Below are 24,789 nucleotides of genomic sequence, written 5' to 3'. Positions count from 1 at the left end.
TGGCTGTTCATCGTCATCGGCACGCCGGCGATCCTGCTGACCTGGCCGGTGCTGCGTTACCTGCCCGACGGCCCGCAACAGGTCAGCTGGCTCTTCTTGATTTTCACCGGGCGTTTCCAGCCGTCGATGTTCTTCTGCCGGGCACGGGCCACGGCCAGCTGGGCTTTTTCCACAGTCTGGTTGATGGTGGAACCGGCCGCCGTAGTGGCGCCATCCTGGATATCCACAGGTGCCACCAACGAGTTGTTGGAACCGATGAATACGTCTTCGCCCAGCACCGTCCGATGCTTGTTGGCGCCATCGTAGTTGCAGGTAATGGTGCCGGCGCCGATATTGCTGCGCGCACCGATCTCGGCATCGCCCAGGTAGGCCAGGTGACCGGCCTTGGCGCCCTCGCCCATGTGCGCGTTCTTCAACTCGACAAAGTTACCCACATGGGCACGGGCATCCAGGACGGTACCCGGACGCAGGCGGGCGAACGGACCGGCATCGCTGCCCTCGCCCAGCACAGCGCCTTCAATATGGCTGTTGGCCTTGATCACTACGCCCTTACGCAGGGTGCTGTCCTTGATCACGCAGTTCGGGCCGATCACCACGTCGTCCTCGATGACCACGCGACCTTCGAGAATCACGTTGATGTCGATCAGCACGTCGCGGCCGACGCTGATTTCGCCACGCACATCGAAACGCGCAGGATCGCGCAGGGTCACGCCCTGGGCCATCAGGCGACGGGCCGCCCGCAGCTGGTAATGACGCTCCAGCTCGGCCAACTGCTTGCGATCGTTGGCGCCCTGCACTTCCATGGCGTCGTGGGGTTGCTCGGTGGCCACCGCCAGGCCGTCGCTGACCGCCATGGCGATCACGTCGGTCAGGTAATACTCGCCCTGGGCGTTGTTGTTCGACAGTCGGCTCATCCAGTCACCGAGGCGATTGGCCGGTACCGCGAGAATGCCGGTGTTGCCTTCGGTGATCGCGCGCTGGGCTTCGTTGGTGTCCTTCTGCTCGACGATGGCGGCCACCTTGCCGGCAGCGTCACGCACGATGCGGCCGTAACCGGTCGGATCGGCCAGCTCGACAGTGAGCAGGCCCAGTTGCTCAGGGCCCGCCTGCTTGAGCAGGCGTTGCAGGGTTTCCACCTCGATCAGCGGCACATCGCCGTACAGGATCAGCACGGTGTCAGCAGTAATGAAAGGCACGGCCTGGGCCACAGCGTGGCCGGTGCCGAGCTGCTTGTCCTGCAGCACGAAATTCAGGTCATCCGCCGCCAGGCGCTCGCGCACCGCATCGGCACCGTGGCCGATGACGACATGGATGCGTTGTGGATCGAGTTGCCGGGCGCTGTGGATAACATGACCAAGCATCGAGTCGCCCGCCACCGGGTGCAGAACCTTGGGCAACGACGAACGCATGCGAGTGCCTTGACCGGCAGCGAGGATAACGATTTCGAGAGACATGACTGGCTACCAATCCTGGGTGGTCGGCGGCTGCGACCAAGAGGTGAATTACAAAAAAGAAAAAAGGGTAGCCGAGGCTACCCTTTTTAATCAATCACGCGGAAATCCCGCGGCTTAGCCGCCGAACTTCTTGCGGATCTGCTGGACGGTGCGCAGCTGGGCTGCGGCCTCGGCCAGACGTGCAGCAGCGGCACCGTAGTCGAACTCCGAGCCTTTTTCATGCAAGGCCTTCTCGGCAGCCTTGACGGCTTCCTGAGCGGAGGCTTCGTCCAGGTCGGCAGCACGCTGCACGGTGTCGGCAAGAACCTTGACCATGTTCGGCTGAACCTCGAGGAAACCACCGGAGATGTAGAACACCTCGGTTTCCCCGCCCTGTTTGATCAAGCGGATCGGACCTGGTTTCAGGTTAGTGATCAGCGGAGCGTGACCCAGGGCGATACCAAGATCCCCCAGCTCACCGTGTGCGATCACCATCTCGACCAGACCGGAGAAGATTTCTCCTTCCGCGCTGACGATATCGCAATGGACTGTCATAGCCATCTGCTTGCCTCAACCTAAATTAGCGCCCGTTGCCGGGCGCCGGGATTACAGTTTCTTGGCTTTCTCGATCGCTTCTTCGATGCCACCAACCATGTAGAACGCTTGTTCTGGCAGATGGTCGTAGTCACCGTTGAGGATGCCTTTGAAGCCAGCGATGGTGTCTTTCAGGGAAACGTATTTGCCTGGAGAACCAGTGAAGACTTCAGCCACGAAGAACGGCTGCGACAGGAAGCGCTGGATCTTACGAGCGCGGGATACCAGTTGCTTGTCGGCTTCGGACAGTTCGTCCATACCCAGGATCGCAATGATGTCCTTCAGCTCTTTGTAGCGCTGCAGCACGTACTGAACGCCACGAGCGGTTTCGTAGTGCTCGGTGCCGATCACGTTCGGGTCCAGCTGACGGGAAGTCGAGTCCAGTGGGTCTACCGCTGGGTAGATACCCAGGGAAGCGATGTCACGGGACAGAACGACGGTGGCGTCCAAGTGGGCGAAGGTGGTCGCTGGCGACGGGTCGGTCAAGTCGTCCGCAGGTACGTATACCGCTTGGATCGAGGTGATCGAGCCTTGCTTGGTCGAAGTGATACGTTCTTGCAGAACGCCCATCTCTTCAGCCAGGGTCGGCTGGTAACCTACTGCCGAAGGCATACGGCCCAGCAGTGCGGATACTTCGGTACCGGCCAGGGTGTAACGATAGATGTTGTCGACGAACAGCAGAACGTCGTTACCTTCGTCACGGAACTTCTCGGCCATGGTCAGGCCGGTCAGAGCTACGCGCAGACGGTTTCCCGGCGGCTCGTTCATCTGGCCGTATACCAGTGCCACTTTGTCCAGAACGTTGGAATCCTTCATCTCGTGGTAGAAGTCGTTACCCTCACGAGTACGCTCACCCACACCGGCGAACACGGAATAACCGCTGTGCTCGATGGCGATGTTACGGATCAGTTCCATCATGTTTACGGTTTTGCCCACACCGGCACCACCGAACAGACCGACTTTACCGCCCTTGGCGAACGGGCAAACCAGGTCGATAACCTTGATGCCGGTTTCCAGCAGGTCGTTGCCGCCAGCTTGTTCAGCGAAGGTCGGCGCAGGACGGTGAATGCCCCAACGCTCTTCTTCACCGATCGGGCCAGCTTCGTCGATCGGGTTGCCCAGTACGTCCATGATCCGGCCCAGGGTCGCTTTACCGACCGGTACGGAGATGGCTGCGCCAGTGTTGTTGACGTCCAGACCGCGCTTCAAGCCCTCGGTGGAGCCCATCGCAATGGTACGTACCACGCCGTCGCCCAGCTGCTGCTGAACTTCCAGAGTGGTTTCGGCGCCTTGAACCTTCAAGGCGTCGTAGATGCTCGGTACGCTGTCGCGTGGAAATTCCACGTCGATAACGGCGCCGATGATTTGAACGATACGTCCGCTACTCATAGCTGGATCCTCTGAATATTTGAACCGTTAAACCGCGGCAGCGCCGCCGACGATTTCCGAGATCTCTTGGGTGATCGCAGCCTGACGCGCCTTGTTGTAGATCAGCTGCAAATCGCTGATCAAATCACCGGCGTTGTCGGTAGCGTTCTTCATCGCGATCATCCGCGCAGCTTGTTCAGCCGCGTTGTTCTCGACCACCGCCTGGTAGACCTGCGACTCCACGTAGCGAACCATCAAGCCGTCAAGCAGCTCTTTGGCGTCCGGTTCGTAGAGATAGTCCCAGTGGTGCTTGAGTTCTTGATCCGGGGTTGCCACCAGCGGAATCAACTGCTCCACCGTAGGCTGTTGCGTCATGGTGTTGATGAACTTGTTGGACACCACGGACAGGCGGTCAATCCGGCCGTCCAGGTAGGCATCCAGCATCACCTTGACGCTGCCGATCAGATCATTGATCGACGGCTCTTCACCCAGGTGGCTGATTGCAGCGACGACGTTACCGCCGAAGTTACGGAAAAAAGCCGCACCTTTGCTGCCAACCACGCACAGATCGATCTCGACGCCATTTTCGCGGTTTACCGCCATGTCCTTGACCAAAGCCTTGAACAGGTTGGTATTCAAACCACCGCACAGACCACGGTCACTGCTCACCACGATATAACCGACGCGCTTGATGGCACGGTCGATCATGAACGGGTGGCGATATTCCGGGTTGGCGTTGGCCAGATGACCAATAACCTGGCGGATGCGCTCCGCGTAAGGACGGCTAGCAGCCATGCGCATTTGTGCCTTGCGCATTTTGCTGACCGCCACTTTTTCCATGGCGCTGGTAATCTTTTGCGTGCTTTTGATGCTCGCAATCTTACTGCGAATCTCTTTTGCGCCTGCCATGTAACACCTATCAGGTTAGCAAGCGGGAGCCTCGCGGCCCCCGCTGCGGCTTACCAGGTTTGGGTGGCCTTGAACTTCTCGATACCGGCTTTCAGGCCAGCGTCGATTTCGTCATTGAAGTCACCCTTCACGTTGATCTTCGCCATCAAATCGGCGTGATCGCGGTTGAAGTAAGCAATCAGCGCTTGTTCGAAGCTGCCGATCTTGGCGATTTCGACGTCAGTCAGGAACCCACGTTCAGCGGCATACAGCGACAGCGACATGTCAGCGATGGACATAGGCGCGTATTGCTTCTGCTTCATCAGCTCGGTAACGCGCTGACCGTGTTCAAGTTGCTTACGGGTCGCTTCGTCCAGGTCAGAAGCGAACTGGGCGAATGCCGCCAGTTCACGGTACTGAGCCAGAGCGGTACGGATACCACCGGACAGCTTCTTGATGATCTTGGTCTGAGCGGCACCACCTACACGGGATACCGAAACACCGGCGTTCACTGCCGGACGGATGCCGGAGTTGAACATGGCCGATTCCAGGAAGATCTGACCGTCGGTGATGGAAATCACGTTGGTCGGAACGAACGCGGAAACGTCGCCAGCCTGGGTTTCGATGATCGGCAGTGCGGTCAGGGAACCGGTCTTGCCAGTTACCGCGCCGTTGGTGAACTTCTCTACGTACTCTTCCGAAACGCGGGATGCGCGCTCCAGCAGACGGGAGTGGAGATAGAACACGTCGCCTGGGTAAGCTTCACGGCCTGGTGGACGGCGCAGCAGCAGGGAAATCTGGCGGTAAGCCACTGCTTGCTTGGACAGATCGTCATAAACGATCAGCGCGTCTTCACCGCGGTCGCGGAAGTATTCGCCCATGGTGCAACCGGAGTACGGTGCCAGGAATTGCAGGGCAGCGGATTCGGAAGCACTGGCAGCCACGATGATGGTGTTGGCCAGAGCGCCGTTTTCTTCCAGCTTGCGAACAACGTTGGCGATGGTCGATTGCTTCTGACCCACTGCTACGTATACGCAGAAGATGCCGCTGTCTTTCTGGTTGATGATCGCGTCGATCGCCAGAGCGGTCTTACCGATCTGACGGTCACCGATGATCAGCTCACGCTGGCCACGGCCGACTGGGATCATGGCATCGACAGCCTTGTAGCCAGTCTGTACAGGCTGGTCTACCGACTTACGCCAGATCACGCCTGGAGCAACTTTCTCGACCGCGTCGGTCTCGGTGTTGTTCAGCGGACCTTTGCCGTCAACTGGGTTACCCAGTGCGTCGACTACGCGACCCAGCAGTTCCTTACCAACCGGAACTTCGAGGATGCGGCCGGTGCACTTGGCGCTCATGCCTTCAGCCAGAGTCGTGTATGCGCCCAGTACAACGGCACCTACGGAGTCTTGCTCGAGGTTGAGTGCCATACCGTAGACACCGCCCGGAAACTCGATCATCTCGCCGTACATGACGTCGGCCAGACCGTGAATCCGCACGATACCGTCAGAAACGCTGACGACAGTGCCTTCGTTACGGGCTTGAGAGGTCACATCGAGCTTTTCGATGCGGCCCTTGATAATTTCACTTATTTCGGAAGGATTGAGTTGCTGCATTGCTCTGCTGCCCCTTCAAACTCAAGATTTCAATGCTTCGGCAAGTTTCGCGATTTTGCCGCGAATCGAGCCATCGATAACCAGGTCGCCGGCGCGGATGACGACACCACCAATCAGGGCAGCGTCCTCCGCAACTTGCAGGCGCACTTCCCGGTCGAGTCGTGCACTGAGAACCTTGGCGAGTTTGTCTTGCTGTTCTTGGTTCAACGCAAAAGCACTGGTGACTTCCACATCTACCGACTTCTCTTGCTCGGCCTTGTACAGGTCGAACAGAGCGGCGATCTCCGGCAGAAGCAGGAGACGGTCGTTTTCGGCAACGACGTGGATGAAATTCTGTGCCTTGGCATCGAACTTGTCGCCGCACACGTCGATAAACGTGGCGGCCTTGTCTGCGCTCGTCAGTCGCGGGGCCTTGAGCACGCGCCGCATGGTGTCGTCTTGCGACACCGCTGCAGCCAGGCCGAGCATGGCTGACCAAGAGGCCAGCTGCTGGTGGGCCTGAGCGTGCTCGAAGGCCGCCTTAGCGTAAGGTCGGGCCAACGTGGTCAGTTCTGCCATGATCGCCCTCGCTTAAATTTCAGCAGCCAGTTTGTTAACCAGCTCCGCGTGCGCGTTTTGATCGATTGTGGCGCCCAGGATCTTCTCGGCGCCGCCAACGGCCAGCACACCCAGTTGGGCACGCAGCGCGTCTTTGACACTGTTCAGTTCCTGCTCGATCTCGGCCTGAGCCTGAACCTTCACACGGTCAGCGTCGACACGGGCTTTTTCAACAGCCTCTTCGACGATCTGGTTACCGCGTTTCTTGGCTTGCTCAATGATTTCGGCTGCCTGAGCTTTTGCTTCGCGCAGTTGCTGACCCGCTTTCTCTTGGGCCAGTTCCAGGTCGCGAGCTGCTCGGCTGGCAGCGTCCAGTCCATCCGCGATCTTCTTCTGACGTTCGTGCAAAGCCGCGATGACCGGAGGCCACACGAACTTCATGCAAAACAGTACAAAAATGAAGAACGCAACGGACTGGCCAATCAGGGTTGCATTAATGTTCACGCCAACACCTCGCTCGTTCGTTGTCCATCACACCAATCAACTCGAAAATTCGAGTGATTAGCCAGCGAGTTGACCAACGAAGGGGTTCGCGAAGGTGAAGAACAGAGCGATACCAACGCCGATCATGGTTACGGCGTCGAGCAGGCCGGCAACGATGAACATTTTAACTTGCAGCATTGGAACCATCTCTGGCTGACGCGCAGCGCCTTCCAGGAACTTGCCACCCAACAGGCCGAAACCAATTGCGGTACCCAGTGCGCCCAGGCCGATCAACAGTGCAACAGCGATAGCGGTTAGACCAACTACAGTTTCCATCTTTCCTCCCGACTTTTACGTCGTATGGTTTAGGTTTTTTAGATTAAAGCGGTAAAACAAATCGTTTCATCGTGCCCTAGACGGGCCCCCTCCCGTTTGACCGGGAGGGACATCAGACTGATCGAGACCGGTCTTAATGGTTCTCTTCGTGCGCCATCGACAGGTAGACGATGGTCAGCATCATGAAGATAAACGCTTGCAGGGTGATGATCAGGATGTGGAACACAGCCCACGCCCATTGCAGCACCACGCCCAGGCCGCTGAGCCAGAGCAGGCCGCTGCCGAACATCACGGCGATCAGGATGAACACCAGTTCGCCAGCGTACATGTTGCCGAACAGACGCAGTGCCAGGGAGATTGGCTTGGCGATCAGCGTCACGAATTCAAGCAGGAAGTTCACCGGAATCAGCAGCGCCTGAACGAAGATGTTCTTGCTGCCGAACGGGTGCAGGGTCAGTTCGCCGATGAAGCCGCCGATGCCCTTGATCTTGATGCTGTAGAAAATGATCAGTGCGAACACCGAGAAAGCCATGGCCAGCGTGGCGTTCGGGTCGGTAGTCGACACGGCGCGGAACGGAATGTGCGCATCGCCGGAGATCAGGATGGCCAGCTGAGGAATCCAGTCGACCGGGATCAGGTCGATGGCGTTCATCAGGAACACCCAGACGAAGATGGTCAGTGCCAGCGGTGCAATCACTGGGCTACGGCCATGGAAGCTGTCTTTCACGCTGCCATCGACGAACTGGACCAATACTTCAACGAAGTTCTGCAAAGCACCTGGCTGACCGGAAGTTGCCTTCTTGGCCGCCATGCGGAAAAGAAGAACGAAGATCAGACCCAACGCCACAGACCAGCCGAGGGTATCGACGTGGAATGCCCAGAAGCCCATTTCTTTGGCTTCTGCTGCGGTGTGGGCAAAGCCCCAGCCGCCATTAGGTAGCTGACCGAAGGTCAGGTTCTGCAAGTGGTGCTGGATATAGCCCGAAGCGGTTGTTTCTGCCATGGTTGCCTCAAACGCCCTAAGGTCTCGAAAGTCTTGTTCTCATAAGCAGGGGAGCGAACCAGCTGACCAGTTGGGTCAGCACGAAGACGCCGAATACAGCTAGCGGCGCCAATGGCTTCACACCTGCGAACGTCAATGCAAAGAGCACTGCCGTCAAAATCAGTTTGCCCGCCTCGCCAGCATAAAAAGACCGGACGATGGCTTGAGCTGCTCGGGCGCCGGAAAACCGAAATGCCCTATGAGCGAAATACACATTGGGTAGCAAGGCTATCAGTCCCCCGCAAAGGCCTGAGTATCCGGCTACGACTCCATGCCATTGCCAGAGCGCCAAGGCGGCCAGCAGTAAAACGACCAATTGAGCCAATAAAACCGGGAAAACCGCCAAGCGATGGAACGGCAAGCGGTTTGGCGTGCGGGTTTCCATCACTCTTGCTCCTCATGGGTCGGCTGCCAGAATTCAATAACTTGGCATAATTTGTGCCGACAAAATGCGCGCAGAGTATAGGGGCGGTTCAGCCCCTATTCAACTGCCGGGTAGTGATTTCCGACTGCACGCTACATGAGGAAATGTTTCAGCGGATGTGTGCAAGGACGCCTTGAAGCTCATCGAGGGAGTTATACCCGATGACCAACTGACCTTTCCCTTTCTTTCCGTGACGAATCTGCACCGCAGAGCCTAGGCGCTCGGCCAGGCGCTGCTCCAGGCGCGCGATATCCGGGTCGGGTTTGACGGGTTCGGCAGGCTGCTGTTTGCCACTGAGCCACTGGCGAACCAGGGCTTCGGTCTGGCGTACGGTGAGGCCGCGTGCGACAACGTGTCGCGCCCCTTCAACCTGTTGATTTTCCGGCAAACCCAGCAAGGCGCGGGCATGACCCATTTCCAGGTCGCCGTGGGACAGCATGGTCTTGATCACTTCAGGCAAAGCGATCAGCCGCAACAAGTTGGCTACGGTGACGCGGGACTTACCCACAGCCTCGGCAACCTGCTGCTGAGTCAGCTGGAATTCCTGCTGCAGGCGCTGCAGGGCAACCGCTTCCTCGATGGGATTGAGATCTTCGCGCTGGATATTCTCGATCAGCGCCATGGCGATGGCGGTTTCGTCCGGCACATCGCGAACCATCGCCGGGATGGTTTCCTGGCCCGCCTGCTGGCTGGCGCGCCAGCGGCGTTCGCCGGCGATGATTTCAAAACGGCCGGAACCGATCGGACGCACCACGATCGGCTGCATCACGCCCTGGCTCTTGATCGAGCTCGCCAGTTCTTCCAGGGCCTGTGGGTCCATGTCCCGGCGCGGCTGATACTTGCCGCGCTGGATCAGGTCCAGTGGCAAGTGTTGCAACTCGCGTACGTCGGCTTGAACCGCTTGTTCTTCCAGTGCGCTGACAGTAGGACCACTCAACAGTGCATCCAGTCCACGTCCGAGACCTCGTTTCTTGACGGCCATGGGGATTCCTTAAGTTGGCTGGGCAGCGGCTGCGCGTGAATTTTTCCGTTGCCGACGAACCATCTCGCCAGCGAGGGCCAGATAGGCGATGGCACCGCGGGACTGTTTGTCGTAGGCCAACGCCGGCATGCCATAACTGGGGGCTTCCGCCAGACGGATGTTGCGCGGGATCACCGTGTCGTACAGCTGATCGCCGAAGTGTTCCTTGAGCTGCGCGGACACATCGTTCATCAAGCTTAGCCGCGGGTCGTACATGGTCCGCAGCAGGCCTTCGACCTTGAGGTTCGGATTGAGCAATTCGGAGATGCGCTTGATGTTATCCACAAGGTCGCTCAGCCCTTCGAGTGCAAAGTACTCGCACTGCATGGGGATAATGACCCCATCGGCGGCGACCAAGGCGTTGAGCGTGAGCATCGACAGTGACGGTGGGCAGTCGATCAGAATGTAATCGTAGTTTTCCCGGATCGGCGCCAGGGCGCTGCGCAGGCGGCTTTCTTTCATCTGCATTTCCAGCAGAACGACTTCCGCGGCGGTCAGGTCGCGGTTCGCCGGCAGCAGTTGATAACCGCCGTGCTCGGAGTAGTGCATGGCCTGGGCCAGGTCGCATTCGCCGATCAGCAGGTCGTAGACCGAATTTTCCAGGCCGTGTTTATCCACACCGCTACCCATGGTGGCGTTGCCCTGTGGATCAAGATCGATCAACAGCACCCGGCGCTTGGTAGCAACCAGCGATGCTGCGAGGTTGATGCAGGTGGTGGTCTTGCCCACACCACCTTTCTGGTTCGCTATCGCGAATACCTTAGCCATTCTTGCTTGTGTTCCCAATCATGCCGTGCGGCGCAGTATCAGCAGATGGCGTTGGCCTTGGCAACCGGGTACGGCCAGGGCGTGTTCGCTATCGAGGTGGAAGTCCGCCGGCAATGCTACCAGCTCATCGGCGGGATGAACGCCCTTCATTGCCAGCCAACGTGTATCGCGGTCGCCGAGGTGGCGAGTCCAGTTGGTGAAGTTCTCCATGCTGCTGAACGCCCGGGAAATGATCCCGTTGAATGGCTGCTGCGGTTGGAAAGCTTCGACACGACTGTGGATAACATTCAGGTTATCCAGCTTCAGTTCCAGTTTGACCTGGGTCAGGAAGCGGGTTTTCTTGCCATTGCTGTCCAGACAGGTCACTTGCGAGTCCGGAAACAGGATAGCCAATGGAATGCCCGGCATCCCGCCGCCGCTGCCCACATCCAGCCAGCGACCGTTTTCGATGAACGACATCACACTCAGGCTATCGAGCAGATGACGCGAAACCATTTCATCCGGATCGCGCACGGCGGTCAGGTTGTAAGCCTTGTTCCATTTGATCAACAGGGCCAGATAACCCAGCAGCAATTCGTGCTGGGCTTCTGTCAGGTTGACACAGAGTTGGCGAGCACCTGTGGATAACTCTTCTGCATGTTGCGAGGTGACCTGCGAACTCAAGCGCTTTGCTCCAACTGACGGCCCGCGCCGCGTTTTTTCAAGTGAATCATCAACAGGGAAATCGCCGCCGGTGTAACGCCCGGGATCCGCGAAGCCTGGCCCAGGGTTTCAGGGCGCGTGGCGCCGAGCTTGCTCTGGATCTCTTTCGAGAGGCCGGAAATGGTGCTGTAGTCGATATCCACAGGCAGCTTGGTGTCCTCGCTGGCCCGCAGACGAGCGATTTCGTCCTGCTGGCGATCGATGTAGCCAGCGTACTTGGTCTTGATCTCGACCTGTTCGGCAACCTGTGGATCTTCTGCGCCCTGCCCGGTCACTGCGACCAGACCAGCGTAGTCGATTTCCGGACGGCTCAGCAGATTCAGCAAGTTGTACTCATGGGTCAGCGGCGTGCCGAACTTTTCAGCGATCGCATCGCCCTGTTCGGTGCCCGGGCGAACCCAGGTGCTTTTCAAACGCTGTTCTTCCTGGGCAATGCCTTCGCGCTTCTTGCAGAACGCAGCCCAACGGACATCGTCGACCAGACCCAGTTCCCGACCTTTTTCGGTCAGGCGCAGATCGGCGTTGTCTTCGCGCAGGATCAGGCGGTATTCGGCACGGGATGTGAACATTCGATACGGTTCCTGGGTTCCCAGGGTAATCAGGTCGTCGACCAGCACACCGATGTAGGCCTCGTCGCGACGCGGACACCAGCTGTCTTTGCCCTGCGCGCGCAATGCGGCGTTGGCGCCGGCGAGCAAACCCTGGGCGCCGGCTTCTTCGTAGCCGGTGGTGCCGTTGATCTGGCCGGCAAAGAACAGGCCGCCGATCACTTTGGTTTCCAGGCTGTACTTCAGGTCGCGCGGGTCGAAGTAGTCGTACTCGATGGCGTAGCCAGGACGCACGATGTGGGCGTTTTCCATGCCGCGGATCGATTGCACAATCTGCAACTGCACATCGAACGGCAAGGATGTGGATATCCCGTTCGGGTACAGCTCGTGAGTGGTCAGGCCTTCCGGTTCGATGAAGACCTGATGGCTTTCCTTGTCGGCAAAGCGATGGATCTTGTCTTCGATCGACGGGCAGTAGCGCGGGCCGATTCCCTCGATCACCCCGGAATACATCGGCGAACGATCAAGGTTGGAAGCAATGATCTCGTGGGTACGGGCATTGGTATGGGTGATCCAGCAGCTGACCTGCCGCGGATGCTGCTCTTTCGAGCCCAGGAACGACATCACCGGAATCGGCGTATCGCCCGGTTGTTCGGTCATCACCGAGAAATCCACGGAACGACCATCGATACGCGGCGGCGTGCCGGTTTTCAGGCGGCCGACACGTAGCGGCAATTCACGCAGCCGATGGGCCAGGGCGATCGAAGGTGGATCGCCGGCGCGACCGCCGGAATAGTTCTGCATCCCGATGTGGATAAGTCCACCGAGGAAGGTACCGGTGGTCAACACCACGGATTCGGCGAAGAAACGCAGACCCATTTGGGTCACTACGCCGCGAACCTGGTCCTGTTCGACGATCAGGTCATCCGCCGCCTGTTGAAATATCCACAGGTTCGGCTGGTTTTCCAGGATTTCGCGGACAGCGGCCTTGTACAGGATGCGGTCGGCCTGGGCACGGGTAGCCCGCACGGCTGGGCCTTTGCGGCTGTTCAACACCCGAAACTGAATACCACCTTTATCGGTAGCCATGGCCATCGCGCCGCCGAGGGCATCGATTTCTTTGACCAGATGACTTTTACCGATCCCGCCAATCGCGGGATTGCAGCTCATCGCTCCGAGGGTTTCCACGTTGTGCGTCAGCAACAGGGTTTTTGCCCCCATGCGTGCTGATGCAAGTGCTGCCTCGGTACCGGCATGACCGCCGCCGATGACGATCACTTCAAAACGGGAAGGGAAATCCACCACGCACCTCGTGCCTGCTTATATGGGTAAAAAAGGATGGGTTCTTGGGATAACGGACAAGTATAGGGTCTTCGCCCTTCCTAAAGAACCCTTTGCACAAAATTTAACCAGCTGTGGATGACTCACGGACAATAGAAATTAAAAAGAAAGAAATTTATTAAATCTTTGTTTTTATGTTTATTCTTAGGCACCGACCTATCTGTGGATAGATTCATACAGACCTTTGTTTTCAATGTGTACAGCGATTCAAAAGTCTGTGGTTAGGTGGCAACGAGGCCCTTGGATAACCGGTGTAAGCCTGTGGATTAAAGTGATGCTTATCCACAGAGCGGATTTTCCTCAGTTTTGACGCTCTGTTATCAACTGAGCCTAAGGGCAGTTATTCACAGGGCTTAATCCACAGAAAAAAGGCTCAGCCGACCAAAGGCCGCCCACGAGAAATCCACCGAAGCGCTCGATGGCGCCCGGCAAACTCGGAAATGGTGGGAAGTACAAAGGATTGCAGGAGCGGGTTCGCCCGTGATGTCGGGCAGAACATCGCCACTGAGCATCACGAGCAACCAAGCCGCTGAACGGCTGCTCCTACAGGAAGATGGGGTTATTTACCGATACAGAAGCTGGAAAAAATCCGGCCCAGCAGGTCGTCCGAGCTGAAAGCGCCGGTAATTTCTCCCAGGGATTGCTGGGCTTGACGCAGGTCTTCAGCCAGCAGCTCGCCGGCGCCGGCCAGGGTCAATTGCGAACGCCCGTGTTCAAGTGCCTTACTGGCGTGGTGCAGGGCTTCCAGGTGACGCCTGCGTGCACTGAAGCTGCTTTCGGACGTCTGCTCGTAACCCATGCAAGCCTTGAGGTGCTCACGCAGCAACTCCAGGCCCTCGCCTCCCGCCTTGGCACTGAGGCTGATAGTCACGTGGCCATCGTCGCTGACTTCCAGGGCAATCGCTTCGCTGGTCAGGTCGGCCTTGTTACGGATCAGCGTAACTTTCGCCGGATCCGGCCGCTGTTCCAGGAACTCCGGCCACAAGGCAAAGGGGTCCAGCGCTTCCGGTGCCGTGGCGTCGACCACCAGCAATACGCGGTCTGCCTCGCCAATGGCCTTGAGGGCACGTTCCACACCGATCTTTTCCACCTGGTCTTCGGTATCGCGCAGTCCCGCGGTATCCACAACGTGCAGCGGCATGCCGTCGATGTGGATATGTTCGCGCAGCACATCCCGAGTAGTGCCGGCGATCTCGGTGACGATGGCCGCTTCGCGTCCGGCCAGGGCATTGAGCAGGCTGGACTTGCCGGCATTCGGCCGACCAGCGATAACCACGGTCATACCGTCACGCAGCAAGGCGCCCTGCCCGGCTTCGCGGACCACGGTGGATAACTCGTCGCGCACGGTGTCGAGCATCTGCAGCACATGGCCATCGGCCAGGAAGTCGATTTCTTCCTCGGGAAAATCGATTGCCGCCTCGACGTAGATGCGCAGCGCGATCAATTGCTCGGTCAGGTTATGCACACGCTTGGAGAACGCTCCCTGCAAAGAGCGCAAGGCATTACGCGCGGCCTGTGCGGAACTGGCCTCGATCAGGTCGGCGATGGCTTCGGCCTGGGCCAGGTCGAGCTTGTCGTTGAGGAAGGCGCGCTCGCTGAATTCCCCCGGCCGGGCCAGGCGACATCCCAACTGCAGGCAGCGCTGCAGCAACATATCCAGGACGATCGGACCGCCGTGGCCCTGAAGTTCCAGTACGTCTTCGCCGGTAAAGGAGTTCGGCCCCGGGAAATACAGGGCGATCCCCTCGTCCAGGACCTCGTCCCGATCGCTGAAAAACGGCCCGTAATGAGCGTAACGCGGTTTCAGCTCGCGGCCGCTGATGGCCTTGGCAGCGACGCTGGCCAGCGGTCCGGAAATACGCACGATACCCACACCACCACGCCCCTGGGCGGTGGCGACGGCTGCGATGGTTTCACGAGGGACATTCATAACCCGCTCCAGACATAAAGAGGCAGACAAAAGTGACAGATAGCAAAACGCCCCACTAGGGGGCGTTTTGAGTGGTTATCCACAGAGTAGGTCAGGCCGCTGCTTTCTTGGTAGCGGCTTCGATCTTACGTGTGATGTACCACTGTTGTGCGATCGACAGGCAGTTGTTCACAACCCAGTACAGCACCAGACCGGCCGGGAACCACAGGAAGAAGAAGGTGAAGATGATTGGCATCATTTTCATCACCTTGGCCTGCATCGGATCCGGAGGAGTCGGGTTCAGCTGCTGCTGGATGAACATGGTGGCGCCCATGATGATCGGCAGGATGAAGAACGGATCCTTGATCGACAGGTCGGTAATCCACAGCATGAATGGCGCCTGGCGCATTTCCACGCTTTCCAGGAGTACCCAGTACAAGGACAGGAACACCGGCATCTGCACGAGGATTGGCAAGCAACCACCCAGCGGATTGATCTTCTCTTTCTTGTACAGCTCCATCATGGCTTGCGACATTTTCTGCCGGTCGTCGCCATGTTGCTCTTTCAGAGCCGCCAGTTTCGGCGCCACCGCACGCATGCGCGCCATGGATTTGTAGCTGGCTGCCGACAGCGGGAAGAAGATCCCCTTGATCAGCATGGTCAGGAAGATGATCGACCAGCCCCAGTTACCCACAATGCTGTGGATATGTTGCAGCAGCCAGAAGATCGGCTGGGCAATGAACCACAGAATGCCGTAGTCGACGGTCAGTTCCAGGCCTGGGGACAACTCTTTCAGAACGGCCTGGCTCTTCGGACCGGCGTACAGAGTGGCGGTGGTTTCAGCCTTGGCACCAGGTGCAACGGTCAGCGCCGGGCCAGTGAAACCGATGATGTAGTTGCCTTGGTTGTCCTTGCGGGTCTGCACCACGTTGCTTTCGTTCTTCGCCGGGATCCAGGCGGTCACGAAGTAGTGTTGCAGCCAGGCAACCCAGCCACCTTGCACGGTTTCTTTCAGCGAGCCCTTGTCGATATCTTTCATCGACACTTTTTTGTACGGCTCGGAACTTGTCCACAGGGCGGCGCCCAGGTAAGTCGCGGTGCCGGTGGCGGTGCTGGAAGAAGGATCGGAGCTGGCGTCGCGTTTGAGCTGGGCAAACAGGTTGCCAGTCCAGGCCTTGTCGCTGGTGTTGTCGATCAGATAGGTGACTTTCAGATCGTACAGACCGCGGGTAAAGGTGAAACGCTTGATGTAGTTGACGCCGGCGTCGCTGAATTTCAGGTCGACATTCAGCTGGTTCTGGCCGTCAGCCAGTTGATAAGTCTTTTTCTCGGCCGAATAAACCGGGCGTCCTGCAGGACGAGCATCCGGACCGTTGACACCGGTCAGGCCGCTTTGCGCCAGATAAGTACGTTCGCCACCGTTATCGAACAGTTGGAACGGAATTTCCGGATGGTCCTGGCGACGTGGATACAGCGGCAGCTTCAGCTGGGCGATATCACCACCTTGAGGATCGATAGCCAGATCGAGCACATCCGTTTTTACCTGGATGAGGTCTTTGCTTGCCGCCACCGGAGTTTCGGTAGGGGTGCTGGTATCGGTATTCGCGCTGGGTACATCGGCACTGGCGGAAGCATTGTTACCAACAGGCGTATCCGGTAGAGCCGGGGTGGCGGTGTTGGCAGCAACATTCTGAGTCGGCAGGGCAGCCTGGCCATAATCCTGGTTCCACTTAAGAACCATGACGTAGGACACGATTGCCAGGGCGACGATCAGGATCGTGCGTTTAATATCCATGATTACTCGGCCATCGAAGAAGAACGGGAGGTAGGGATAGGTGGAACCGGGTCATAACCACCGGGATTCCACGGATGACAGCGACCTAAACGACGAAAGGTCAGCCAGCCACCGCGCAGAAGGCCATGATTTTCGATGGCTTCATACGCGTAGCAGGAACAGCTGGGGTAGAAACGACAGTGACTGGCCATCAGAGGACTAATGGCATAGCGATAAAACTGGATCGGAACGAGTGCCAGTTTACGCATTCGGGCTGTCTACCCCTACAGTTTCGGTTTTGACTGCTGGTGCCGGCTTGTTACGGGCCAGACGCTTCCAGAGCTTGTCGAAATGCTGAATCAATTCGGGGTTTTCTACATCGCCCAAACCTTTGCGCGCGACGATAACGATGTCCCAGCCGACCAGAGCATCCTGGTTCAGGCGAAACGATTCGCGCATCAGACGTTTGAGGCGATTGCGCTCAACGGAGAGCTTGACGCTCTTTTTTCCGATAACCAGCCCCAGACGGGGATGATCCAGATCGTTGTTGCGCGCAAGGAGCAGGAGATTCTTCCCCGGAACCTTGCCGGTAGGGGAGTCAAAGACTGCCTTGAAATGCCGGGGGGTAAGCAGACGCTTTTCCCGACTGAAGTCCTGACTCACCTCCAGTGCCGGAGTATCAAACTGCCAGACGCGCACGACCTTTGGCGCGACGACGCGACAGGACGGCACGACCGTTCTTGGTAGCCATGCGAGCACGGAAACCGTGGGTACGAGCGCGTTTGATAGTGCTTGGTTGGAAAGTACGTTTCATTGTCGTGTTACCTGGTTCGTCCACAACGGGCCGGAATGGCCCCCGTTTTAAGAGATCGGCGATTCTAGAGAAAGCAAGCCTCTAGGTCAATTTCCAACCAGCTTTTCCTTTATCTGGGTATGTCCGCCTCTGAGGCTGAAGAACCGGGTCAGCCAGATATAAAAATAAAGAAGGGAATTATTTAAAGCTTTTCTGTAAAGCTTATAAAGGCTAGGGACGTCCCTGTCTGTGGATAACTACATTGAGCCCTTATAGGACGTGCTGTACAGAGAATGACAACACTGTCGAGAAACGGTGCTTTGCCTGTGCTGCGCTATCGGAAAAGCTGTGTGTGGAAAGGCGAGTTATCCACAAGCGGGTTATCCACCGATTTTCGCCCCTAGTTGTGCAATGCCCTTAGGTGTGGTTATCCACAGAGCTTATGCACATACCATTGGTCGTGTTTTTTCGGGATAAAGCGTTGATTCATAGTGGCCTGCGATCAACCTACATGTGGATAAGTGTGCGTCTGGTCGTTACAATGGCGGCTTGTTTTTGCCTCACCGGCTTTCAACTTAGGGGATATCCGTGTCAGTGGAACTTTGGCAGCAGTGCGTGGAGCTTCTGCGTGATGAGCTGCCTGCCCAGCAATTCAACACTTGGATCCGTCCGCTACAGGTCGAAGCCGAAGGCGACGAGTTGCGTGTATACGCACCGAATCGTTTTGTTCTCGATTGGGTCAACGAAAAGTACCTGGGCCGCGTGCTCGAGCTGCTGGATGAGCATGGCAATGGCATGGCGCCGGCGCTTTCCTTATTAATAGGCAGCAAACGCAGTTCCGCTCCTCGTGCGGCACCCAATGCTCCGCTGGCCGCCGCGGTTGCCTCTCAGGTTCAGCAGGCAGCAGCTGCCGCCCCGGTCGCTGCCCCGGCTCCAGCCGCACCGAGCAAACCGGCGACCCAGAAAGTCGCCGAAGTCAGCGAAGAACCCTCTCGTGACAGCTTCGACCCGATGGCGGGGGCCAGCTCGCAGCAGGCTCCAGTGCGCGCCGAACAGCGCACCGTTCAGGTGGAAGGTGCGCTCAAGCACACCAGTTACCTGAACCGCACCTTCACCTTCGAAAACTTTGTGGAAGGTAAGTCCAACCAGCTGGCCCGCGCCGCGGCCTGGCAGGTAGCCGACAACCCCAAGCATGGTTACAACCCGCTCTTCCTTTATGGGGGCGTAGGTTTGGGTAAGACCCACTTGATGCACGCTGTGGGTAACCATCTATTAAAGAAGAACCCGAATGCCAAGGTTGTGTACCTGCATTCCGAGCGCTTCGTGGCTGACATGGTCAAGGCGCTGCAACTCAACGCGATCAACGAATTCAAGCGCTTCTACCGTTCGGTGGATGCGTTGCTGATCGACGATATTCAGTTCTTCGCTCGCAAGGAGCGTTCCCAGGAAGAGTTTTTCCATACCTTCAACGCCCTGCTCGAAGGCGGCCAACAGGTGATTCTCACCAGTGACCGCTATCCGAAGGAGATCGAAGGCCTGGAAGAACGCCTGAAATCGCGCTTCGGCTGGGGCCTGACCGTGGCGGTAGAGCCACCGGAACTGGAAACCCGCGTCGCGATCCTGATGAAGAAAGCCGACCAGGCCAAAGTCGAACTGCCTCACGATGCGGCGTTCTTCATTGCCCAGCGAATTCGTTCCAACGTGCGTGAGCTGGAAGGGGCGCTCAAGCGTGTCATCGCTCACTCGCACTTCATGGGGCGCGACATTACCATCGAGCTGATTCGCGAATCGCTGAAGGACCTGCTGGCCCTGCAGGACAAGCTGGTCTCTGTGGATAACATTCAGCGCACTGTCGCCGAGTACTACAAGATCAAGATCTCCGATCTGCTGTCCAAGCGGCGCTCGCGTTCTGTCGCGCGTCCACGCCAGGTGGCCATGGCCTTGTCCAAGGAACTGACCAACCACAGCCTGCCGGAAATCGGCGATGTGTTCGGCGGCCGCGACCACACCACGGTCTTGCACGCATGCCGCAAGATCAATGAACTTAAGGAATCCGACGCGGACATCCGCGAGGACTACAAGAACCTGCTGCGTACTCTGACCACTTGATGACTCCAGCGCAGCTTATTAAGGCAAGGGACTAGACCATGCATTTCACCATTCAACGCGAAGCCCTGTTGAAACCCCTGCAACTGGTCGCCGGCGTCGTCGAACGTCGTCAGACCTTGCCGGTACTTTCCAACGTGCTGTTGGTTGTCGAAGGCCAGCAACTGTCGCTGACCGGTACCGACCTGGAAGTCGAGCTGGTCGGTCGCGTGCAGTTGGAAGAGCCGGCGGAGCCAGGCGAAATCACTGTCCCGGCGCGTAAGCTGATGGACATCTGCAAGAGCCTGCCGAACGACGCCCTGATCGACATCAAGGTCGACGAGCAGAAGCTGGTGGTCAAGGCTGGCCGTAGCCGCTTTACCCTGTCCACCTTGCCGGCCAACGACTTCCCGACTGTGGAAGAAGGCCCGGGCTCGCTGACCTGCCAGCTGGAGCAGAGCAAGCTGCGTCGCCTGATCGAACGCACCAGCTTCGCCATGGCCCAGCAGGACGTGCGCTACTACCTCAACGGCATGCTGCTGGAAGTCTCCGCCGGCATCATCCGTGCCGTGGCCACCGACGGTCACCGCCTGGCCATGTGCTCGATGCAGGCCGATATCGGTCAGCCGGATCGTCACCAGGTGATCGTGCCGCGCAAAGGCATCCTGGAACTGGCCCGTCTGCTCACCGAGCCGGATGGCAACGTCAGCATCGTGCTGGGCCAGCACCACATCCGCGCTACCACCGGCGAGTTCACCTTCACTTCCAAGCTGGTCGACGGCAAGTTCCCGGACTACGAGCGTGTGCTGCCGAAGGGCGGTGACAAGCTGGTGCTGGGCGACCGTCAGGCGCTGCGCGAAGCTTTCAGCCGTACTGCGATCCTGTCCAACGAGAAGTACCGTGGTATCCGTCTGCAACTGGCCAACGGTCAGCTGAAAATCCAGGCCAACAACCCGGAGCAGGAAGAGGCGGAAGAAGAAGTAGGCGTGGAATACAACGGCGGTTCGCTGGAGATCGGCTTCAACGTGAGCTATCTGCTCGACGTGCTGGGCGTGATGACCACTGAACAGGTACGCCTGATCCTGTCCGATTCCAACAGCAGTGCGCTGGTGCAGGAATCCGACAACGACGACTCGGCCTACGTTGTCATGCCGATGCGCCTGTAATCATGCTCAGCAGAAGCTAGATGTCCCTCAGTCGCGTCTCGGTCACCGCGGTGCGCAATCTGCACCCGGTGACCTTCTCCCCCTCCCCCCGCATCAACCTCCTCTACGGCGCCAACGGCAGTGGCAAAACCAGCGTGCTGGAAGCCATCCACTTGCTGGGGCTTGCTCGCTCGTTTCGCAGTGCCCGTTTATTGCCGGTGATCCAGTACGAACAACTCGCGTGTACGGTGTTCGGCCAGGTCGAGCTGGCGGAAGGAGGACACAGCAGCCTGGGCATATCTCGCGATCGCCAGGGTGAGTTCCAGATCCGCATCGACGGGCAGAACGCCCGCAGTGCCGCGCAGCTGGCGGAGATCCTGCCCCTGCAGTTGATCAACCCGGACAGTTTCCGCTTGCTGGAAGGCGCCCCCAAAATCAGGCGCCAGTTCCTCGATTGGGGCGTGTTCCACGTGGAACCCCGCTTCATGTCAACCTGGCAGCGCTTGCAGAAGGCCCTGCGGCAGCGGAACTCATGGCTGCGGCATGGTACACTTGACGCCGCTTCGCAAGCAGCCTGGGATAGGGAACTGTGTCAGGCCAGCGCTGAAATTGATGAATACCGCCGCGCTTATATCAAAGCCTTGAAACCAGTCTTTGAGCGGACCTTGAGCGAGCTGGTAGAGCTCGAGGGCTTAACGCTTAGCTATTACCGTGGTTGGGATAAAGAGCGAGAGCTCAGTGCAGTGCTCGCGACATCCCTCCATCGTGATCAGCAAATGGGTCATACCCAGGCCGGCCCCCAACGTGCTGATTTGCGTCTCAGATTGGGCGCACACAACGCTGCGGACATCTTGTCCCGCGGTCAGCAGAAGTTGGTGGTCTGTGCCTTGCGGATCGCCCAGGGGCACCTGGTCAGCCAGGCCCGGCGCGGTCAGTGTATTTATCTGGTGGATGACTTGCCGTCCGAGCTGGACGAGCAGCATCGCCGCGCACTTTGTCGCTTGTTGGAAGACTTACGCTGCCAGGTGTTCATCACCTGTGTAGACCACGAATTATTGAGGGAAGGCTGGCAGACGGAAACGCCAGTTGCCCTGTTCCACGTGGAACAGGGCCGTATCACCCAGACCCACGACCATCGGGAGTGAAGGCATGAGCGAAGAAAACACGTACGACTCGAGCAGCATTAAAGTGCTGAAAGGTTTGGATGCCGTACGCAAACGTCCCGGTATGTACATTGGTGACACCGACGATGGCAGCGGTCTGCACCATATGGTGTTCGAGGTGGTCGATAACTCGATCGACGAAGCTCTGGCCGGCCATTGCGACGACATCAGCATCATCATCCACCCGGACGAATCCATTACCGTGCGTGACAACGGTCGCGGCATCCCGGTAGACGTGCATAAAGAAGAAGGCGTTTCCGCGGCCGAGGTCATCATGACCGTACTGCACGCCGGCGGTAAGTTCGACGATAACTCCTACAAAGTATCCGGCGGTCTGCACGGTGTGGGTGTGTCGGTAGTGAACGCCCTGTCCGAAGAACTGGTCCTGACCGTTCGCCGCAGCGGAAAGATCTGGGAACAGACCTACGTTCACGGTGTGCCTCAGGCGCCTATGGCGATCGTCGGTGACAGCGAAACCACCGGTACCCAGATTCACTTCAAGGCGTCCAGCGAGACCTTCAAGAACATCCATTTCAGCTGGGACATCCTGGCCAAGCGGATTCGTGAACTGTCCTTCCTCAACTCCGGTGTCGGTATCGTTCTGAAGGACGAACGCAGCGGCAAGGAAGAGCTGTTCAAGTACGAAGGCGGCCTGCGTGCGTTCGTTGAATACCTGAACACCAACAAGACTGCGGTCAACCAGGTGTTCCACTTCAATGTGCAGCGTGAAGATGGCATCGGCGTGGAAATCGCCCTGCAGTGGAACGACAGCTTCAACGAAAACCTGCAGTGCTTCACCAACAACATTCCGCAGCGCGATGGCGGCACCCACTTGGTGGGCTTCCGTTCGGCACTGACGCGTAACCTGAACAACTACATCGAACAGGAAGGTCTGGCGAAGAAGCACAAGGTCGCCACCACCGGTGACGATGCCCGCGAAGGCCTGACCGCGATCATTTCGGTCAAGGTGCCGGATCCGAAGTTCAGCTCCCAGACCAAAGACAAGCTGGTGTCTTCCGAAGTGAAGACCGCGGTTGAACAGGAAATGGGCAAGTACTTCTCCGACTTCCTGCTGGAAAACCCGAACGAAGCCAAGCTGGTGGTCGGCAAGATGCTCGACGCCGCCCGTGCCCGTGAAGCGGCGCGTAAGGCTCGTGAGATGACCCGCCGTAAAGGCGCGCTGGATATCGCCGGCCTGCCGGGCAAACTGGCGGACTGCCAGGAAAAAGACCCTGCCCTTTCCGAACTCTACCTGGTGGAAGGTGACTCTGCTGGCGGCTCCGCCAAGCAGGGACGCAACCGTAAGACCCAGGCGATTCTGCCGCTCAAGGGCAAGATCCTTAACGTCGAGAAAGCGCGCTTCGACAAGATGATTTCCTCGCAAGAGGTCGGCACCTTGATCACTGCACTCGGTTGCGGCATCGGCCGCGAAGAGTACAACATCGACAAGCTGCGTTATCACAACATCATCATCATGACCGACGCCGACGTCGACGGTTCGCACATCCGCACCCTGCTGCTGACCTTCTTCTTCCGTCAGCTGCCGGAGCTGATCGAGCGTGGCTACATCTACATCGCTCAACCGCCGCTGTACAAGGTCAAGAAAGGCAAGCAAGAGCAATACATCAAAGACGACGACGCCATGGAAGAGTACATGACGCAGTCGGCCCTGGAAGATGCGAGCCTGCACCTGAACGAAGAAGCACCGGGTATTTCCGGCGAGGCGCTGGAGCGCCTGGTGAACGACTTCCGCATGGTCATGAAAACCCTCAAGCGTCTGTCGCGCCTGTACCCTCAGGAACTGACCGAGCACTTCATCTACCTGCCGGCCGTGAGCCTGGAGCAACTCTCCGATCACGCGGCCATGCAGGATTGGCTGGCCCAATATGAAGTCCGCCTGCGCACCGTCGAGAAGTCCGGCCTGGTCTACAAGGCCAGCCTGCGTGAAGACCGTGAACGTAATGTCTGGCTGCCAGAGGTCGAACTGATCTCCCACGGCCTGTCGAACTACGTCACCTTCAACCGCGACTTCTTCGGTAGCAATGACTACAAGACCGTCGTTACCCTCGGCGCTCAACTGAGCTCCCTGCTGGACGAAGGCGCTTATATTCAGCGTGGCGAACGCAAGAAGGCGGTGACCGAGTTCAAGGAAGCCCTGGACTGGCTGATGACCGAAAGCACCAAGCGCCACACCATCCAGCGATACAAAGGTCTGGGCGAGATGAACCCGGATCAGCTGTGGGAAACCACCATGGACCCAAGCGTGCGCCGTATGCTCAAGGTCACGATTGAAGATGCCATCGGCGCCGACCAGATCTTCAACACCCTGATGGGTGATGCGGTCGAGCCTCGTCGTGACTTCATCGAAAGCAACGCCCTGGCGGTATCCAACCTGGACTTCTGATCCGGGTTGCATCGCCGAAATGAAAAAGGCCAACGCTCAGCGTTGGCCTTTTTTATGGTTCTTCACGGAATTCCGGGAAACACAGAAACAAGAACGCCGATTTGATTGATGATGTTCGTGCGAGCAAACACATCTAAAAAACCGGCGTTCTTATGCACGATATTAATACTTTCCTTCCTTTTTGGGAGGGCTTTTCTGTCGTCACGATCAAGCCTGATGGCGATGCCCTACAGATCGATCTGACGCCCCACACCACCCGATTCCCTTCCTGTGGTGGATGCCAAAAGCCCTGTTCAACCACTCACGAGTATTGCGAGCGAGTCGTTCGTGATTTGCCCATTCTCGGCCGTGCAGTGCGCCTCAGCGTTTTGCTCAGACGTGTTGGCTGTCGTGACTGCGGCAAACGCATGGAGAC

At 58.1% G+C, this 24,789-nt stretch carries 24 protein-coding genes; 5 read left to right on the top strand and 19 right to left on the bottom strand.

Features of this window, described 5'->3' with window-relative positions; all coding sequences use genetic code 11:
• Window positions 1-56 precede the first annotated feature (56 nt).
• The 19 genes from glmU to rpmH all read right to left on the bottom strand — a co-directional run bounded on the left by glmU (window position 57) and on the right by rpmH (window position 17,598).
• The gene (gene glmU / locus PVZ78_RS08055) at window positions 57-1,454 is read right to left on the bottom strand and encodes a bifunctional UDP-N-acetylglucosamine diphosphorylase/glucosamine-1-phosphate N-acetyltransferase GlmU (protein ID WP_273828544.1); all 1,398 of its coding nucleotides are present in this window, start codon (window positions 1,452-1,454) and stop codon (window positions 57-59) included.
• Window positions 1,455-1,568: 114 nt separating this feature from the next.
• Window positions 1,569-1,994, bottom strand: a complete 426-nt coding sequence (locus PVZ78_RS08050) for a F0F1 ATP synthase subunit epsilon (RefSeq protein WP_009051696.1) — start codon at window positions 1,992-1,994, stop codon at window positions 1,569-1,571.
• Window positions 1,995-2,039: 45 nt separating this feature from the next.
• On the bottom strand, window positions 2,040-3,416 hold the full coding sequence (atpD, locus tag PVZ78_RS08045; protein ID WP_009051697.1) for a F0F1 ATP synthase subunit beta: 1,377 nt from the start codon (window positions 3,414-3,416) through the stop codon (window positions 2,040-2,042).
• Between the two features lie 27 nt (window positions 3,417-3,443).
• A complete protein-coding gene (gene atpG / locus PVZ78_RS08040; protein WP_007924507.1) occupies window positions 3,444-4,304 on the bottom strand; it encodes a F0F1 ATP synthase subunit gamma in 861 nt (286 codons plus the stop codon).
• Between the two features lie 50 nt (window positions 4,305-4,354).
• A complete protein-coding gene (gene atpA / locus PVZ78_RS08035; protein ID WP_009051698.1) occupies window positions 4,355-5,899 on the bottom strand; it encodes a F0F1 ATP synthase subunit alpha in 1,545 nt (514 codons plus the stop codon).
• A gap of 21 nt (window positions 5,900-5,920) precedes the next feature.
• The gene (locus tag PVZ78_RS08030) at window positions 5,921-6,457 is read right to left on the bottom strand and encodes a F0F1 ATP synthase subunit delta (RefSeq protein ID WP_007924505.1); all 537 of its coding nucleotides are present in this window, start codon (window positions 6,455-6,457) and stop codon (window positions 5,921-5,923) included.
• 12 nt (window positions 6,458-6,469) lie between these two features.
• Window positions 6,470-6,940 (bottom strand): F0F1 ATP synthase subunit B, encoded by a 471-nt coding sequence (locus tag PVZ78_RS08025; protein WP_007924504.1) that lies wholly within the window; start codon window positions 6,938-6,940, stop codon window positions 6,470-6,472.
• 57 nt (window positions 6,941-6,997) lie between these two features.
• A complete protein-coding gene (gene atpE / locus PVZ78_RS08020; protein ID WP_002555987.1) occupies window positions 6,998-7,255 on the bottom strand; it encodes a F0F1 ATP synthase subunit C in 258 nt (85 codons plus the stop codon).
• A 133-nt stretch (window positions 7,256-7,388) separates the two neighbouring features.
• Entirely contained in the window at window positions 7,389-8,258 is an 870-nt protein-coding gene (gene atpB / locus PVZ78_RS08015) for a F0F1 ATP synthase subunit A (protein WP_007924498.1), read from the bottom strand.
• A 16-nt stretch (window positions 8,259-8,274) separates the two neighbouring features.
• Entirely contained in the window at window positions 8,275-8,682 is a 408-nt protein-coding gene (locus PVZ78_RS08010) for a F0F1 ATP synthase subunit I (RefSeq protein WP_016703952.1), read from the bottom strand.
• 148 nt (window positions 8,683-8,830) lie between these two features.
• Window positions 8,831-9,703 carry a ParB/RepB/Spo0J family partition protein gene (locus PVZ78_RS08005; RefSeq protein WP_009051699.1) on the bottom strand — a complete coding sequence of 291 codons (873 nt, stop codon included), beginning with the start codon at window positions 9,701-9,703 and terminating at the stop codon, window positions 8,831-8,833.
• Window positions 9,704-9,712: 9 nt separating this feature from the next.
• Entirely contained in the window at window positions 9,713-10,510 is a 798-nt protein-coding gene (locus PVZ78_RS08000; protein ID WP_009051700.1) for a ParA family protein, read from the bottom strand.
• Between the two features lie 18 nt (window positions 10,511-10,528).
• Window positions 10,529-11,173, bottom strand: a complete 645-nt coding sequence (rsmG, locus tag PVZ78_RS07995) for a 16S rRNA (guanine(527)-N(7))-methyltransferase RsmG (RefSeq protein WP_103330788.1) — start codon at window positions 11,171-11,173, stop codon at window positions 10,529-10,531.
• Window positions 11,170-13,062, bottom strand: coding sequence for a tRNA uridine-5-carboxymethylaminomethyl(34) synthesis enzyme MnmG (mnmG, locus tag PVZ78_RS07990; RefSeq protein ID WP_009051702.1), 1,893 nt, complete (start codon window positions 13,060-13,062; stop codon window positions 11,170-11,172). Before mnmG ends, rsmG begins: the two co-directional genes overlap by 4 nt.
• Before the next feature lie 598 nt (window positions 13,063-13,660).
• Entirely contained in the window at window positions 13,661-15,031 is a 1,371-nt protein-coding gene (gene mnmE / locus PVZ78_RS07985; protein WP_009051703.1) for a tRNA uridine-5-carboxymethylaminomethyl(34) synthesis GTPase MnmE, read from the bottom strand.
• A gap of 91 nt (window positions 15,032-15,122) precedes the next feature.
• Entirely contained in the window at window positions 15,123-16,805 is a 1,683-nt protein-coding gene (yidC, locus tag PVZ78_RS07980) for a membrane protein insertase YidC (protein ID WP_009051704.1), read from the bottom strand.
• A 2-nt stretch (window positions 16,806-16,807) separates the two neighbouring features.
• On the bottom strand, window positions 16,808-17,053 hold the full coding sequence (gene yidD, locus PVZ78_RS07975; protein ID WP_010465488.1) for a membrane protein insertion efficiency factor YidD: 246 nt from the start codon (window positions 17,051-17,053) through the stop codon (window positions 16,808-16,810).
• On the bottom strand, window positions 17,046-17,447 hold the full coding sequence (gene rnpA / locus PVZ78_RS07970) for a ribonuclease P protein component (protein ID WP_009051705.1): 402 nt from the start codon (window positions 17,445-17,447) through the stop codon (window positions 17,046-17,048). The genes yidD and rnpA overlap by 8 nt, the downstream gene beginning before the upstream one ends.
• A gap of 16 nt (window positions 17,448-17,463) precedes the next feature.
• Complete coding sequence (gene rpmH / locus PVZ78_RS07965) at window positions 17,464-17,598, bottom strand: 50S ribosomal protein L34 (RefSeq protein WP_003213577.1); 135 nt, start codon at window positions 17,596-17,598, stop codon at window positions 17,464-17,466.
• A 567-nt stretch (window positions 17,599-18,165) separates the two neighbouring features.
• Between rpmH and dnaA the strand changes: the two genes are divergently transcribed.
• The 5 genes from dnaA to PVZ78_RS07940 form a co-directional block, all read left to right on the top strand.
• Window positions 18,166-19,686 (top strand): chromosomal replication initiator protein DnaA, encoded by a 1,521-nt coding sequence (dnaA, locus tag PVZ78_RS07960; protein WP_009046208.1) that lies wholly within the window; start codon window positions 18,166-18,168, stop codon window positions 19,684-19,686.
• Between the two features lie 38 nt (window positions 19,687-19,724).
• Window positions 19,725-20,828 (top strand): DNA polymerase III subunit beta, encoded by a 1,104-nt coding sequence (dnaN, locus tag PVZ78_RS07955; RefSeq protein WP_009046209.1) that lies wholly within the window; start codon window positions 19,725-19,727, stop codon window positions 20,826-20,828.
• A 20-nt stretch (window positions 20,829-20,848) separates the two neighbouring features.
• The gene (gene recF, locus PVZ78_RS07950) at window positions 20,849-21,952 is read left to right on the top strand and encodes a DNA replication/repair protein RecF (RefSeq protein WP_007924472.1); all 1,104 of its coding nucleotides are present in this window, start codon (window positions 20,849-20,851) and stop codon (window positions 21,950-21,952) included.
• A gap of 4 nt (window positions 21,953-21,956) precedes the next feature.
• Window positions 21,957-24,374: a DNA topoisomerase (ATP-hydrolyzing) subunit B gene (gene gyrB, locus PVZ78_RS07945; protein WP_007924471.1), complete on the top strand. Its 2,418-nt coding sequence runs from the start codon at window positions 21,957-21,959 to the stop codon at window positions 24,372-24,374.
• A 152-nt stretch (window positions 24,375-24,526) separates the two neighbouring features.
• Window positions 24,527-24,789 (top strand): transposase family protein (locus PVZ78_RS07940; RefSeq protein WP_273828319.1); only part of this gene is annotated, 263 nt, incomplete at its 3' end.

Source organism: Pseudomonas sp. SBT1-2 (assembly GCF_028640875.1).
In the GTDB taxonomy this organism is placed as follows: Bacteria; Pseudomonadota; Gammaproteobacteria; order Pseudomonadales; family Pseudomonadaceae; genus Aquipseudomonas; species Aquipseudomonas chlororaphis_I.
Note: the sequence above shows the minus strand (reverse complement) of the source record. Positions and strands in the feature narration are given on the sequence as shown.

Bases quoted from the DNA above. Each gene is read 5' to 3' on its own strand.
- glmU (WP_273828544.1), bottom strand. From the start codon at position 1,454: ATGTCTCTCGAAATCGTTATCCTCGCTGCCGGTCAAGGCACTCGCATG.
- PVZ78_RS08050 (WP_009051696.1), bottom strand. From the start codon at position 1,994: ATGGCTATGACAGTCCATTGCGATATCGTCAGCGCGGAAGGAGAAATC.
- atpD (WP_009051697.1), bottom strand. From the start codon at position 3,416: ATGAGTAGCGGACGTATCGTTCAAATCATCGGCGCCGTTATCGACGTG.
- atpG (WP_007924507.1), bottom strand. From the start codon at position 4,304: ATGGCAGGCGCAAAAGAGATTCGCAGTAAGATTGCGAGCATCAAAAGC.
- atpA (WP_009051698.1), bottom strand. From the start codon at position 5,899: ATGCAGCAACTCAATCCTTCCGAAATAAGTGAAATTATCAAGGGCCGC.
- PVZ78_RS08030 (WP_007924505.1), bottom strand. From the start codon at position 6,457: ATGGCAGAACTGACCACGTTGGCCCGACCTTACGCTAAGGCGGCCTTC.
- atpE (WP_002555987.1), bottom strand. From the start codon at position 7,255: ATGGAAACTGTAGTTGGTCTAACCGCTATCGCTGTTGCACTGTTGATC.
- atpB (WP_007924498.1), bottom strand. From the start codon at position 8,258: ATGGCAGAAACAACCGCTTCGGGCTATATCCAGCACCACTTGCAGAAC.
- PVZ78_RS08010 (WP_016703952.1), bottom strand. From the start codon at position 8,682: ATGGAAACCCGCACGCCAAACCGCTTGCCGTTCCATCGCTTGGCGGTT.
- PVZ78_RS08005 (WP_009051699.1), bottom strand. From the start codon at position 9,703: ATGGCCGTCAAGAAACGAGGTCTCGGACGTGGACTGGATGCACTGTTG.
- PVZ78_RS08000 (WP_009051700.1), bottom strand. From the start codon at position 10,510: ATGGCTAAGGTATTCGCGATAGCGAACCAGAAAGGTGGTGTGGGCAAG.
- mnmE (WP_009051703.1), bottom strand. From the start codon at position 15,031: ATGAATGTCCCTCGTGAAACCATCGCAGCCGTCGCCACCGCCCAGGGG.
- yidC (WP_009051704.1), bottom strand. From the start codon at position 16,805: ATGGATATTAAACGCACGATCCTGATCGTCGCCCTGGCAATCGTGTCC.
- yidD (WP_010465488.1), bottom strand. From the start codon at position 17,053: ATGCGTAAACTGGCACTCGTTCCGATCCAGTTTTATCGCTATGCCATT.
- rpmH (WP_003213577.1), bottom strand. From the start codon at position 17,598: ATGAAACGTACTTTCCAACCAAGCACTATCAAACGCGCTCGTACCCAC.
- dnaN (WP_009046209.1), top strand. From the start codon at position 19,725: ATGCATTTCACCATTCAACGCGAAGCCCTGTTGAAACCCCTGCAACTG.
- recF (WP_007924472.1), top strand. From the start codon at position 20,849: ATGTCCCTCAGTCGCGTCTCGGTCACCGCGGTGCGCAATCTGCACCCG.
- gyrB (WP_007924471.1), top strand. From the start codon at position 21,957: ATGAGCGAAGAAAACACGTACGACTCGAGCAGCATTAAAGTGCTGAAA.